Annotated in this window: 13 protein-coding genes; 4 read left to right on the forward strand and 9 right to left on the reverse strand. The window is 37.9% G+C overall.

Annotated features, from left to right (window positions below):
* Positions 1-21 precede the first annotated feature (21 nt).
* From HBN50_RS04555 to HBN50_RS04575, 5 genes are all read right to left on the reverse strand, one after another.
* Positions 22-1,041, reverse strand: coding sequence for a ParB/RepB/Spo0J family partition protein (locus tag HBN50_RS04555; RefSeq protein WP_273868292.1), 1,020 nt, complete (start codon positions 1,039-1,041; stop codon positions 22-24).
* Between the two features lie 121 nt (positions 1,042-1,162).
* Complete coding sequence (locus HBN50_RS04560; RefSeq protein WP_273868293.1) at positions 1,163-2,146, reverse strand: trypsin-like serine peptidase; 984 nt, start codon at positions 2,144-2,146, stop codon at positions 1,163-1,165.
* A gap of 114 nt (positions 2,147-2,260) precedes the next feature.
* Positions 2,261-3,817: a cytochrome c biogenesis protein gene (locus tag HBN50_RS04565; RefSeq protein ID WP_273868294.1), complete on the reverse strand. Its 1,557-nt coding sequence runs from the start codon at positions 3,815-3,817 to the stop codon at positions 2,261-2,263.
* A 13-nt stretch (positions 3,818-3,830) separates the two neighbouring features.
* Entirely contained in the window at positions 3,831-5,480 is a 1,650-nt protein-coding gene (locus tag HBN50_RS04570) for a cytochrome c biogenesis protein ResB (RefSeq protein ID WP_273868295.1), read from the reverse strand.
* 115 nt (positions 5,481-5,595) lie between these two features.
* Positions 5,596-6,288, reverse strand: coding sequence for a heparan-alpha-glucosaminide N-acetyltransferase (locus HBN50_RS04575; protein WP_273868296.1), 693 nt, complete (start codon positions 6,286-6,288; stop codon positions 5,596-5,598).
* Between the two features lie 53 nt (positions 6,289-6,341).
* Between HBN50_RS04575 and HBN50_RS04580 the strand changes: the two genes are divergently transcribed.
* Positions 6,342-8,717, forward strand: a complete 2,376-nt coding sequence (locus HBN50_RS04580; protein WP_273868297.1) for a penicillin acylase family protein — start codon at positions 6,342-6,344, stop codon at positions 8,715-8,717.
* Here the strand turns inward: HBN50_RS04580 and HBN50_RS04585 are convergent.
* A complete protein-coding gene (locus HBN50_RS04585) occupies positions 8,714-9,400 on the reverse strand; it encodes a hypothetical protein (protein ID WP_273868298.1) in 687 nt (228 codons plus the stop codon). The two genes, HBN50_RS04580 and HBN50_RS04585, sit on opposite strands and share 4 nt — an antisense overlap.
* Positions 9,401-9,471: 71 nt before the next feature.
* Positions 9,472-10,089: a hypothetical protein gene (locus HBN50_RS04590; RefSeq protein ID WP_273868299.1), complete on the reverse strand. Its 618-nt coding sequence runs from the start codon at positions 10,087-10,089 to the stop codon at positions 9,472-9,474.
* 50 nt (positions 10,090-10,139) lie between these two features.
* Between HBN50_RS04590 and HBN50_RS04595 the strand changes: the two genes are divergently transcribed.
* The 3 genes from HBN50_RS04595 to HBN50_RS04605 all read left to right on the forward strand — a co-directional run bounded on the left by HBN50_RS04595 (position 10,140) and on the right by HBN50_RS04605 (position 11,614).
* Positions 10,140-10,760 (forward strand): hypothetical protein, encoded by a 621-nt coding sequence (locus HBN50_RS04595; RefSeq protein ID WP_273868300.1) that lies wholly within the window; start codon positions 10,140-10,142, stop codon positions 10,758-10,760.
* 70 nt (positions 10,761-10,830) lie between these two features.
* Positions 10,831-11,121, forward strand: coding sequence for a c-type cytochrome (locus HBN50_RS04600; protein ID WP_273868302.1), 291 nt, complete (start codon positions 10,831-10,833; stop codon positions 11,119-11,121).
* Between the two features lie 52 nt (positions 11,122-11,173).
* Complete coding sequence (locus HBN50_RS04605; RefSeq protein WP_273868303.1) at positions 11,174-11,614, forward strand: hypothetical protein; 441 nt, start codon at positions 11,174-11,176, stop codon at positions 11,612-11,614.
* On the opposite strand, the gene HBN50_RS04610 is transcribed toward HBN50_RS04605, so the two are convergent.
* Positions 11,615-12,787 (reverse strand): hypothetical protein, encoded by a 1,173-nt coding sequence (locus tag HBN50_RS04610; RefSeq protein ID WP_273868304.1) that lies wholly within the window; start codon positions 12,785-12,787, stop codon positions 11,615-11,617.
* Positions 12,787-13,143, reverse strand: a complete 357-nt coding sequence (locus HBN50_RS04615; protein WP_273868305.1) for a response regulator — start codon at positions 13,141-13,143, stop codon at positions 12,787-12,789. Before HBN50_RS04615 ends, HBN50_RS04610 begins: the two co-directional genes overlap by 1 nt.
* Between the last annotated feature and the right edge of the window lie 130 nt (positions 13,144-13,273).

Consider the following 13,273-nt stretch of genomic DNA (forward strand, 5'->3'; position numbering starts at 1 on the left):
TTTTTTGGGCCCTTTCTATTTTTAGATTGTCGGTTGAAAATCACTTGATTCCGCCATTTGCGGTGGCATGAATTCTTCATCTGTGTCTTCTGATTGTGAACCCATATCCATGTATTCATCATCTTGTTGAGATTCTAGATAAAGTGATTGCTCGAGATTGAAAAAAGACGTTTTAAGCTTTTCGATTTCTTTAAAAGCATCAGCTCTTTCTTCTCCATCAAAGCTTGGATCATCTTTGATGATCTTTTTAATCATCTTGTTCATTCTCTTTGCAGTATTTTTAAGTGCAATATATTCTTTTGTTACAGGAGCTCTATTAATTGTTTTCTCTATGGCCTTGTCAACACCCATCTCATTGATGTCTTTGATCATATCTTTAACAACTGAAGCGCTCTTTTCTCTAATATAAGGAAGGATTTGCTCTTGAGTCTCTTTTTCTAGCTTAATGAGTTCATTAACGTGGCTTGCACCAATTTCACCACTCATTCTAGCCGTTTTAACTTCATCACTAGCAGCTGAGTCTCTAAGAATTGCTTTTTTAATGGCCGTCTCAGATAGCCCTGTTTTATGAGCGATATCTTGAACGAATGTTTTCTTCTTAAGCTCGCCAAAGGCCTCATCTAGTTCTTCTTTTAACTCTTCTTCGTTGAGCTTTTTCTTTGGCGGTTTCGGCTTAATATCTTCAAGTGTGATTTCTTCTTTTGTTTCAGGGTAAAGCTCTTCATAGATTTGCTTTCCGCGACATAGTGAGTGCTCTAATTCAAGATCTTCAAGGTTCTTTCTTACTAGGTTCTCATCAATTGAAATGAGCTCTTCTTTAAGCTTCCCTTCATCTACTTGGCGAACAGGAACTTCAGTCCATCCTAGCTCTTTTAGGGCCGTGTAACGACGCCCTCCGGCCAACAGAAGGTTATCTTTATTGATAATGAGTGGGTTAATAAGACCAACAGCTTCAATACTGTCTTTAAGCTTATCGACATTGACACCAACTCTTAAGTATTTGTTGTCAGTTTTGATTTGATCAATGGAAATCATATCCATCAGGGATCTCTCCTTGTTTGCGTGTGTGTGGTCATCTATTTCAGCAAATCTTACAGAGATGGTCTAGGGAATAGTTCTAATTCTCCCTTACAGACCTTGCGCGTAAAAATGTTTTTTGTTTTTATTTACAGGTGTTTAGGTATTTAGAAAGGCTTTCTTTAATGAACTGGACACTGAGTCCTCGAGAACGGTGGCAGCCTTGTTCAGGATTTTGGTACTGACACTTTCTAAGACGGTTACAATTGTTCTTTTCATCCTTCTTAAAAATGTTTTTAGCCCCTTGTGTATGAATGGCAATGAGCTTGTTTGTTTTCTTATTAAATATTGGTGAGCCAGAATTCCCCGGAAGAGTATCAAGATAGTAGTAAAGTGTATTCTTCCTAACAGTGGAGCGATAGATTCCGTAATCAGTCGTGACCGTTTTTTGCATCCCAAATGGGTGTCCAATCATCTCAATTGGAGTCGATGGGTTAACAAGAGACATATCGTCTTCAAGTCTAATTGGACTTCTATCTAGAACTGGACGCTCTAATTGAACGAGGGCCATGTCTATGCCTTTTTCTCTGTCAGTGTGATGATAGAGAACCTTCTTACAAGCATAGAGGTTTTCCTCTTTAATGGAGATTCCTTCTTCATTATCAAATGACCATGAGAAATCACGGCAATTTTGCTCGAGTGTGTAATCATCATATTTCATGCAATGACCGGCCGTTAGAATGATATTGGGAGTAACTAGAACCCCGCTACACGTTCCAACACTTTGAGCGTTTGCAAACTTCTCATCTTCGCATAAATTATATTTTTCTTTGATTCTTAATGAAAGGCCAGGCCTAAAAAAGAGTTCATCATCCATTTTAGTCAACGAGCCATTGAAGATCATCTGGGCCGTTGCATTTTTATTAATTTCACTCTCTTTTTTAGTTCTCCATGATGGGTCGTTAACGAGCAAGCGATCATCTCGATCCCAGATGATGCAACTACTGTGAAATTGTACTTTATTGATGCCCTCATCACTTTGGAGAAGCTCCTCATTGGTTTGGTCATTCTTACCACAGCCAAGGAGTTGTAAAAGTAGAAGGCTCGATAAAAGAAAATTCTTTTTCACGGTTTTTCCTCGTTATTAAAACAAGGCTAATTTATCTGATAAAAGGGAAATTAGGGTGATGATTGAAAGGATTACAGGGATCGTCTAAAAAATGATCCCTGTAATAATAGGTGCTTATGCTGTTTTTTCTGAATTAAAGTCAATCCCTGTCACGATCAGAACGGCCGTTTGAATAGCAAAGAAAGTTCCAAGGAAAATAGCTCCACCTTCTGAGAATCCGTACGAGTGAAGCCCCGATGCGAGAATATAGTTAACTCCAAACCATGCCATCATGACACTCATGAAACTAGCTGTTGTCAGAGGAATAAACCTTCTCTCTGGAATCCAATTTGTATACTTTCCATGAAGAATGGCCATGTAGAGACACAGGACAATGAGCGACCAAGTCTCTTTCGGGTCCCAACCCCAAAAGCGCCCCCAAGAATAATCGGCCCAAACACCACCGAGAATGATTCCTGCAGCAAGTAATACTGTTCCATACTTAAGAGTCGTATAAATTAAGTCTGAGTAATACTTTGATTCTTCTTTAGAAAGTCCCATAAATCTCTTTTTAATGAGAACTGTATTTCCTAGAATCCAGCTTAGTGCGAGTGCTCCATAAGAGAGAATAATTGTTGTAACGTGTGTCGATAGCCAAAAGTTGTCTCTTAGTACCGGAACAAGGGGAGAGATACTCTCACTTAGCATTCCATCGGCAAAATTGAGCATAAACAGTGTACAAACATTATAGGCAAGACCCATGTAAACGAATGTCTTCTCTTTTCTGTAGTGACCGATGATCAATGAGAGAACTAGAGCACCGTATCCAGAAAAGAGAACGGTCTCATACATATTTGTAATAGGGGCCCTTCCTGAAATCATAACTCTAAAAGTAATCAGTGCTGTTTGAGCAAGGACTGTAATAACACTTAGTCCAAGAGCAACATTGAAGTTTTTAAATAGCGTTAAGGCAGCAAGCCCTAGTAGACTAAGTAAGAGTGAAACATAAGAGAGGTGTAAATTTGAGAAGGTAAATTCGATTAAGAAGTTATCGTCTTTAGCTTTAATATATTCTTTCTTTGCTTCAATTAAAACGTGAACAAAAGGTGTAGAAGAGACACTTTTTGCTGCAATAACTTTATCTTCTTTTAGAAAGCTTGAAAGGGGAATCCAGTTAACATCTTTTTCAGGTGTGATTTCTGGCATCAACCAATTTTGTCCATCACGAAGTTCGGCGTAAAGATTGATTCGACTTAGAAGCTTGTTAAGATCTTTTTTATAGCTACTTTCTTCTTTGATTTTTTGCCAAGTCGCACGAATTCTAGGGAACTCAGAAACAAGCTTAGAGAGAGACTCTCTTTTATGATCCTCAGAGAGACCTAAAAGTTTTCTCGTTTCTACGTGCTCGATAGGAGCTTTGGGATCGAGTGTGTTTTTAAGTCCGAGACCCTGTAGAGAGATTAGGCAATAAGCTGTAAGAGAATTAAGCCCATCGACGCTTGATTTTCCCGTTAGGTGTTTAATCGTCTCTTTTGCATGGACTTTTAGTGGTTTTACTCGTCCTCCCTGTTGTACAGGAAGTTTTCCAAGTGTTTTGTTTGAACAAAAATAAGTATCACCTGTGTAGTCTGCTTGAGCATTAAAAGCAAAGCTTAGTGCGACAAGGACGATGATTGAACTTAGTCTTTTCATTTGTAGGACTCCTCTAGGCCTGTTGCGCTTCAAAGAGCGCCTTTGCATTTTTCAACTTAACTCTTCTTCTTGTGATCATGTAATGCCAAGTGGCCCCTAAGACCAGAAGAAGTGAACCCAAGTACTTTAAGAAACGTCCTTGATCAACATTCACACTAAGTGTTGAACTGTATTGACCTGTTTCTGGGTTTTGAGAGTAGGAGGCTTGATAAAATGTGAAGCCAGCATACTTAAGTGGGTTATTCATATAGATATGGCTTTTTACTGGGCCATCTTTTGTAAAGAGACTAACAAAGGATTCGTAACTGGCAGGATTATTTGTCCCTGGGTCCTTATCCATTTTAAATTTTGTAAGAACCAATTCAAACGGTAAGCGAAGAGTTTCTTTTTGAACAGTAAATAACGTGTCCTTGCCATCGATTAAAAGGCGAAGAGGTCTCTCACTTGTAACCCAGTAGTCTGTTCCTCTTACATTGATTTTAAGAGCGCGAAGATCTCCTTTGATCATCTGATTGCTTTTTTGAATAGGAAGAGTTTTTTCAGGAAGATAAACCGGAACCAGTTCATCATCGTGCTTAACAAGCTCCAATGTAAAATCCATCCAAGGCAGCTTGATTGATTTATTCGAACCAAATTCCTGCATTACCCAGCCTGGAGTATCTAAGTATTTGTCAAAGTAAGCGGCCTTTGTTCCAAAGAGAAAGAGGTGGGCCTTATCTTCAAAGAGTTTTTTAGAAAAGACGCGATACTGAGCATTTTTCATCGGCTTGATTTGCTCATCAAAGGCCCATGGCGACATGTCTGGAAAGAATGAAATCACTCTTCCGGCCGTGTTTTTAAAAGCAAAAAAGCGAACGTCATTGTCAGTTTTTTGAATTTCAATATTTTTTTGTTCAGGTGTAAAACACTGTCTGTCTTTAGCATCCCACACGATCAACTTTGATTTTGATTCTAGAGGGAAACACTTTGCAAGTGGTGCTGGTAGGTAGTGAATATTCATAAGACCCATACTCATCGTCGCTTCGAAGTCCTGAGCTTCTGGGTGAAGAGAGAGAATGAAGTCTTGAGAGACATTTTCGTTGTAGAGAAAATAACTTGAAGAGTGGCGAATTTCACTTTTGTATTTATTCTTTTCTTTCTCCCAAGAGAGCTTTCTATCGGCAAAAGGAACATATTCTTTTAGTGTGATTCCTTTGTATTGCTCATTAATATTAGTGGCAAAAGCCGTGTAGGGAAGTTTATAAGTGACTTGTTTTCCCTCGTCTTGGTAGTGAATTTTAAAAACGTCTTCTTGTAAAAAGACATGGCGAGCAGGTGAGTTTGGATCTAGAGAAATTGTTCCATCGATTCCAGCATACCAAGTGATAAAAGAACCACAGCCTATAATGACAAGTCCTGTGTGGATCACATAAAAACCGTAGAGTCTTTTCTTGATAGGTAAACGAATGAAAGCAGCACATATAATACTTAGAAACATGAAGAACTGAAGAAGCATAAATGGTGTGCTTTTATAAATAACACGTCCAGCAAAGTCAGTACCGTAGTAACTTTCAAGAAATGTACCAATAATCATTCCAATAGTGAAAAGAACAATGACAACAACAGCAAACTTCATGCTTCCAAATGTTCTTTCGAGCTTTTGATAGAGCTTTTCAAACTTCATATAAACCTTAGCGATAATAATGGGATAACAACCTTCTATCACGACTGACTAAGGCCTTCAACTCGCTTTGAGATGATTTCCATCAAGGGGGCAAGAGTTTACAAAAAATTGACCTTTAGCTTTTAGAAATTAAATAAAATCCGTAGATTGCCCCGTACATAATTGGTTGATGCAGGACGTAAATAGCCAAGGAGTGGGCCCCCATAAAGCGAATCACTTTATGTTGAGAAAAATTTGGAGAGAACTTCATATGCCAATTTTGATGAAAGGCATAAATTCCCATAAGTACCCAACCAAACCACGGGAAAAAGGGAATGTAGTCCATTGACTTGTGCTCCATGATAAACCAAGGGAACGAGTATCCAAAAAACGAAGGGACGAGCAAAATAAGTCCTAGCGCAAGCGAGAGCTTAGGTTTATTGACAAAGAAAAGGCCCGCAAGTGAGCTTATGGCAATACAGTGGAGAGTTCCAAAGTAGATCCAGTTTCTTGGAAACATAAAATAAGTCATAGCACTAATGGCCACAGCGAAACCAGAGATTTGAAAGAATCTAGGCCAAAACTTCGAAGGCTGAAACCCCTTGTGATGAACAATGGCCAAGGAAACTCCAACGGCCGTTAAAAAGAGAAAAACAATGATTCTAGGAAGAAACCACCAAAATAGGTCTCTTTCAAAATCTATTTGAACATATTGAAAGACATCGAGATCAAAGAAGAAGTGAAAGAATACCATGAGGAAAATGGCCACGGACCGCCATAAATCTAAGAGCGTTGATCGTGTTTGTTGTTGAGGCCTTGTTTTTGTCATGAGACTATATTAAAAGTTATCGCAAATAAATAAAAGATATAATTGGAAAATTCATGAAATACTTTAAGTATATAGGTGCGCTCTTTTTTATTTTTTTCATCTCTCTCATCTCTTGGAAGTATTACCAAGGAGTCTATGCTTCTAGGCCAGATTATGACGGCGTAGTGGTTTCAAAGGTCTTAAATTTTCCAACGCGTGTTGTTCGCGACAGCGAGGGGATCCCCCATATCTACGCAAAGAGTAATCACGATCTCTACTTTGCTCTAGGGCAGACAGTCGCTTCTGATCGCCTTTTTCAAATGGACATCGTTAGACGCGTTGGAGCAGGTCGATTAAGCGAAATATTGGGTAAAAAGACATTAAAGGTTGATAAGCTTTTTAGAACTCTTGGCTCAAGATATTTCTTTGAAGAAAAATTGAAAGCACAGAAACTGAATCCTGAAATGGTCGAGGCCATGAAGTCTTTTTTTGAAGGGGTCAATCAGTTTATTAAAGAAGATAAGTTGCCACTTGAGTTTCAAATTCTTGGCTATAAACCACAACCATTTTCTGTCGCTGATGCCTATGGATTTGTTGGTTATATGGCCTATGGGTTCTCTGTTGCTTTTCAACAAGATCCACTTTTTACGAAATGGGAAAAGACTCTTGGTAAAGAGATTGTTGATCAGCTTCGCGTTGAGCCAAGTAAAAGTGAGAAGATTGTTAGTTTAAATTTAGATTCAAAGGTCTATGAAAAAGTAGCGACGATTATTGAGGATTACTTTGCTCCCTTTGAAGGAAGTAATGCATGGGTGCTTGGACCAAGGAAGACAAAATTTAATAATGCCATCCTAGCAAGTGATCCCCATATAAGTTTTTCAAACCCTGGTATTTGGTATGAGGCCCACCTGGTTTTAGAAAGTCATAATAAAGATGAGTCGCCTCTTTATGAAATGTATGGCCACTTCTTACCGCTTCTTCCTTTCCCTGCTCTTGGGCATAATCATCATTATGGATGGGGTCTTACAATGTCATATATTGATGATATGGACTTGTACAAAGAAGAAATAAAAGATAATCGATATCTTTATGATGGAAAATGGTTCGATTTAAAATCTCGGGAGGAGCTCATTCGCGTGCGTGCGGGCAAAGATGTCGTTCTTTCAGTGAAGGAAACGAGAAATGGACCGCTTTTAAACGAGGTCTTGGGTGAGAATCTTTCTTTGAAATGGCTATTTTTAAATGATGTAAATCGCCCTGTAGAAGCTTTTTATCGCATGAATCATGCTAAGAATATGGAAGAGTTTCAAAAGGCAACAGACTTTGGAGCAAGCCCTGGGCTCAATGTTCTTTATGGTGATTCCTTTGGAAATATTGCACACTTTCTCTTTGGACAAATCCCACTTAGAAAAAAGAACTTACAAAATGATTTCGTTTTTGATGGCACGAGTTCCCAAGATGATTATATTGGTCTTTTAGATTTTGATCAAAAGCCTTTTACAATCAATCCTAAATCGGGAGTCATTGTTTCTGCTAATAATCGAATTGCTAATACTGATCGTGAAAGAATTCGCGGATGGTGGCAAGTTAATAATCGACACGATACGATCTCTCATCTTCTCGATCAACGTGATGATTGGACAATCGAATCTCTAAGACAAGTTCAAACATCAACCTTTGATCTTCTCAGCCTTAAAGATCGTGATGAGCTTATAGAGGCGCTCTCTGTTTTTAAGTTTCAAGAAAACGAAGGGCTTGCTTTAAAACTATTGAAAAAGTGGGATGGAAAAAGTGAGGTTGACTCTGTTGGTGCAACGATCTTTCATCAATTTGCTATGGATATCAATGAGATGATTTTAGATGAAGTTTCTAAAGAAGATTACATCACTTATTGTAAAACTCAGGCCCAGTGGCATTTCTTTCAGCGAGTGATCCGAAATGAGAAGTTTCCACTATGGGACTTTAAAGATACAAAAGAAGTTGAAACGAGGACATTTGCACTTAAGAGAATTTTCAAAAAGTCGATTTCTAAGCTAGAAAGAGAGTTGGGCAGAGATGTTAGCTCTTGGCATTGGGGTCAGTTACACAAGCTTACTTATCCACATCCTCTTGGTGTTATTGGGCCACTTAAATATCTTTTTAATATTGGTCCCGTGGCCATTAATGGTGGCATGAACTCGATTAATCACAACAGAAGGGTTGGTTGTAAAACTGAGCATAACCCTACAAGTGGACCTTCTACAAGGCGATTGATTGATTTTTCCAACTCCAATAAATCTTTTGGCATCTTACCTCTTGGTGTTTCTGGTCATCCTAAATCACCATATTATGAAAACCAAAAAGATCGCTTCATCGAGGGCTCTTATCGTTTTCAATTGCTTTCAAAAGAACTTATTGAAAAGAACAAGGCCCACGAGAAAATGTATCTACCTGCACAGGCCCTTGATTAAAGGGCCTTAAGTAGCTGCTCTTCTTCTTTATTTGCTTTTTCAGGTAAGACCCTAAAGTAAGTCGAAAGTATTTCTGATCTTTCGATCACTTTGTACTTCTTAAAAGATTCTTCGAAAAGAACAGGACCCTCTTCAACGGAAAATGGAAATTTTCCTTTTAAAAGGCCAATCCAATTCAGATCAACGTTATATCCTCGAATATATCTTGTAATACGATAAACATTCAATGAGCTATTGTTTTTATTGATGGCCTTTCCTTCGTAGACACGATTATCTTTTACGATAAGAAAGTGATCTTTTTTATCAATGAGAATGTGTACTTTATTCTTTGATAATTTTGAAAGAAGCTCATCTTTAGATGAAGTGAAGAGATCGAATCCAAAATCAGGTGTTGAGATATAGATTTTCTTTTTGTAATAAAAACCATCTCTAAAGGCTTCAACTGTCTTTTCTTCATATTTAGAAGGCATAGAGTTGGATGAAACCATAACGAGCTTCCCATCCATGTTAAATGAATTGTCAGAGAGCTTTGTTACGAGTTTTGATTTGAGATCTTCGATTTTTAATGGCATACCATTGGTCATGAGATCGTTAACCATTTGGTCGTGGACTTTTGATTTATCTAATAACGAACAAGAACTGAAGAGAGTAAGAGCTACTAAGAGCACTGGCCATGTTTTCATTTTTCTTCCTTAATAAAATTAATGTTAAAGTTGAATTTTAGACAACCCCTAAACCCTTTTTCAATACAAAATTAGGAGTCCTGTAGATAAATAAAAAGTGGTTTTTGCGATTGAATATGAATAGAGCCGCTGGCCTGGTTTGAAAGAGGGCGTGAGGAGAGTTTTCTTATAAGTGTAGGGGACTCTAGTTTGTATTTACAGTCACCTTCAAGAGTAATTTCTTGGTCATCGAATGTGATCAGCGAAAAAAGGCCGTGATGCTCAAGGATAAAATCTCCTGGCGAATGCGCAATAAATTCATCATCGATAAAAACAAGGCAGGGTTCGTCTCTTTTTTCTAGAAAATTGTAAATGGCCCCAAAATTTAGAAATTCATGATCCTTTCTCCCTCCTATAAATCCTAAAAGGGTGACGATTTCTATATTAAAAGGAATTAAATCAAGAGCGTAGCTAAGGTCAGAGAAGTCTTTGTCTCTCTCTAGGAGAATATCAAGCTTTTGATCTGTAATATTGGAATCATTATCACCAAGGCTAAGGTGAGGGTGAGAATCATCAATTCTGTGATTGAGACCGCCATCCACATAAATGATGGGCTCATCTCTCTCAATGGCCTCACTGAAGGGCATTGGGCCTACGAGAGTAATTTCGCTATAGTCTTTTATCAGTTGTAAAAACGTTTCTTTTTCCATAACTTGCCCTTAGAGTTAAGTTAATTATAACAAAAAAATAAGGTATATATATGAAGATTTCTTCAAAAAAAGCACTGGATTTAATCAATAAAGACTTGGATGTCGCCCATGAAAGTGATGCGTTATGCTGGAATGAAGACGACTTCTCTTTTCAATGTTTTTGGAAAGAGGGTGCATTTCAATGTATATCGATCTATCGCTCAGAAGATAAAATCAAAAAGCTTTTTGCTCTAAGCCTCGCTCAGATCATGGAGAATCATAGTTTTCAGAGATTATCGCAAATATCCTTGAGAGAACTTGAGAGTTTCTTGCGTGATACAAATATCGAGGTGGCCTTCGATATGAATGAGGCCCAAGACTATCTTGAATGGTTTGACTATCTCAAAGACCGCTTTATGGCCGATATCTTTTTATCTGATCTATCCAGGATTCAAAGATTCGATGATTTGCGTCTCGCGGACAAAGTAAAAATTATTGATGCCTGGATTGGTGAATTTAACAAGTTTAAAGGAGAACTTTACTTTGAATTGGTTGCTTTTCACGATGACCAAGTGGCCCTTGAGGTTTGCCAAGAACAAGCTGAGCAGTGGCTATCTCCATTTTGTGCTGCTATGCAGAGATTAATTTTTCAAACAAGTTCGCGGCAAAAGTTAAATTGGGTTGCTCAATAGTGTAATTTTTTGATAGTATTATAGTAATTAAATCCAATATTTATAGTTTTTCTTTTTTTGAGGTTCAACAATGAAAACTCTTGTTTTAATGATATCGCTTCTAAGTTCTGTTACTTTTGCTGCTGATGCGACAAATGGACAAAAACTCTATAAAGCTTGTATTTCTTGTCACGGTCAAAGCGGTGAAGGAAATCCTGCAATGAAAGCTCCACGTATTGGTGGACAGCACGATTGGTATCTTTTAACTCAACTAAACATGTTCAAATCTAAAGAGAGAAAGAACCCAGCAATGTTCCCTTTCATTAAAAACTTAAGTGAAAGTGATTTTGCCGACCTTTCTGCCTACATTTCTACACTGTAGTTTTTAAGAAAATCGGCTATAATATTGTTTAAAACCCTAGCGAAGGATTGCTATGAAACTCGCTTTTGTTAAAGCTAAAAACGAACAAGATTATAAAAAAATCTATGATTATAATACGGATGCTTTCTCTGATAGCCCAGACTTTCACTGGAACTTAGATGAGATCAAGGCAGAAGTAAAAGATGGCTGGGAACTCTATTCGGCCAATATCGATCATGAAGTTGTCGCAGCTCTTTTTGTAAAAAAAGACGGAGTAAAGATGCTCACAAAGCACACTTCTATCAAAATTGATCATCAGGGAAGTGGATTCTCTCATAAGATCAAAGACTTTATTGAAGGACTTGCTAAAGAAAAAGGTGCTAGTAGCATCTATAACTACTGTCGTATCGACAACTTTCGTCAGTACTCTCTCAATGAAAGCCACGGTTACCACAAGACTGACAAACGCCTAGGTGAGCAAGGTCTTGTTGTTGAGTGGAAAAAAGAACTCTAATTATTTTTTAATCGATGAATATCGCATTTGCAGACCTTGTTCAACCCAAGGTCTGTTCTTTGCTATATCAAATAGCTCTGGGCATTCTACTGTCGGGTTTCCTGTCGGATAACTTCCAATCCCATTTAGAAAATTGAGACACGTTCTTGCAAAGTGATCTGTGTACTCTGGAAAATTCTTAGTTAAATGAGTGAGAATAATTGCAACCCTTTCTTTGTCTGGCCCTTGAAATAATTTACCAGGAAGAGGGTCGAGCTCCTTTAGAGCTGTTAGAAGGCTCATTCTTCGATCATAATCAGAGCCAATCTTATTGATCATATTCCACGCTTGATTAAAGATGTCACCGTTAACGGGACCATCGAGAACGAATTTCATCAAAAAGAGATCAGAGGTATTTTTGGAAAGACTCTTTTTAGCACTTAGGATCTGATAGCTAAAAATACTAAGCGAGCGCGTATGTGTTGTTAAAAGAGGAACAAGAGATTGTTTCACTTTACTAAAGCATTGCTCATTCATAGTCGAATCGACAATTTTTTTTACGCTATCAGGTTTGGTCGTCATTTTAATCTGACTGCGAAGAGTTTGAATCAGCTGATGGCCGATGAAGTCTTTATCACAGTAGAACTCTGAGACTTTTGAGTGAGCGATGACTTGGACATATTCATTGAGATCAGCTTCTGGCTCAAAAAGAAGAACTTGTTTTGCCAGTTTAAATGCAAGTTCCGCATCTTGGTTTGATCTTGCCCAAATGAGTTTTGCTCTCTTAAGACAGGCCGTCTTTGATTCTTTAGAGTTTAAATTATCAATCTGACAATTCTTAAGAAAATTGAGTCCGTATTTAATTCTTCTCTCACGAAAGAAGACATCATCTTTGAGTGTTGGCCATGTGGCCAGGTGAAAGAGCTTGTCGAAAGTCTCTTTTGTATAGATTCCCTTTTTGATAGAATCAAGGGCCATTTCATTTGCCATGTTCGTGAGCATTTCACGCCATGCTTTATCTCTTTTACTAGGGCGTATATCTTTTGCGTGTTGAATGAATTCTTTGTAGTTCTTTTGATCGGCTAAAATCTTAAGATCTTCGATTGTGTAGAGCTGTGAATAAACTCCAGATTGAGCTAAGCTTAGTGATGAGAAACAAAGAAATGCAAAAAGCATAAGGCATAGGGACTTCACTAGCTAAGAATCTCCTCAATGATTTGGGTTAGGGTTTTTGATCGAAAAGGCTTTCTTATAATGCGACGTGTTCTACTCTCTTCGATCTCAATATCACAATCACCTGTAGCAATGATAATCGGCGTTTTGATGTTTTCATTGTCGATGAGTTCAATCATCTCGCGCGCGGTTGCATCACTGAGGTAATAGTCGCAGATAATTACATTGTACGTATTTTGCTGCAGAAGGTCTACTCCTTCTTTTAAGCTTTGCACGAGAGTGCAATCGAAGGAAAGTCTTTCGAGAATTGATTTTGTTAAATCACCAATCGATAAGTCGTCTTCTATCAGTAAAATGTGTCCCTTTCTATGATCCACAATCAATTCCAGTGTTGAGTAAGAGTTCTTTTATTTTAGGGGGTAAGACGTTTTTTTTCAAAAGTTTTCTGGTCGTAATTCTCTATTTGGGGTAGAAATTAGTTCTTATTTTTTATCGAACTCACGTTTA

Source organism: Halobacteriovorax sp. GB3 (assembly GCF_028649655.1).
Taxonomy (GTDB): Bacteria; Bdellovibrionota; Bacteriovoracia; order Bacteriovoracales; family Bacteriovoracaceae; genus BSW11-IV.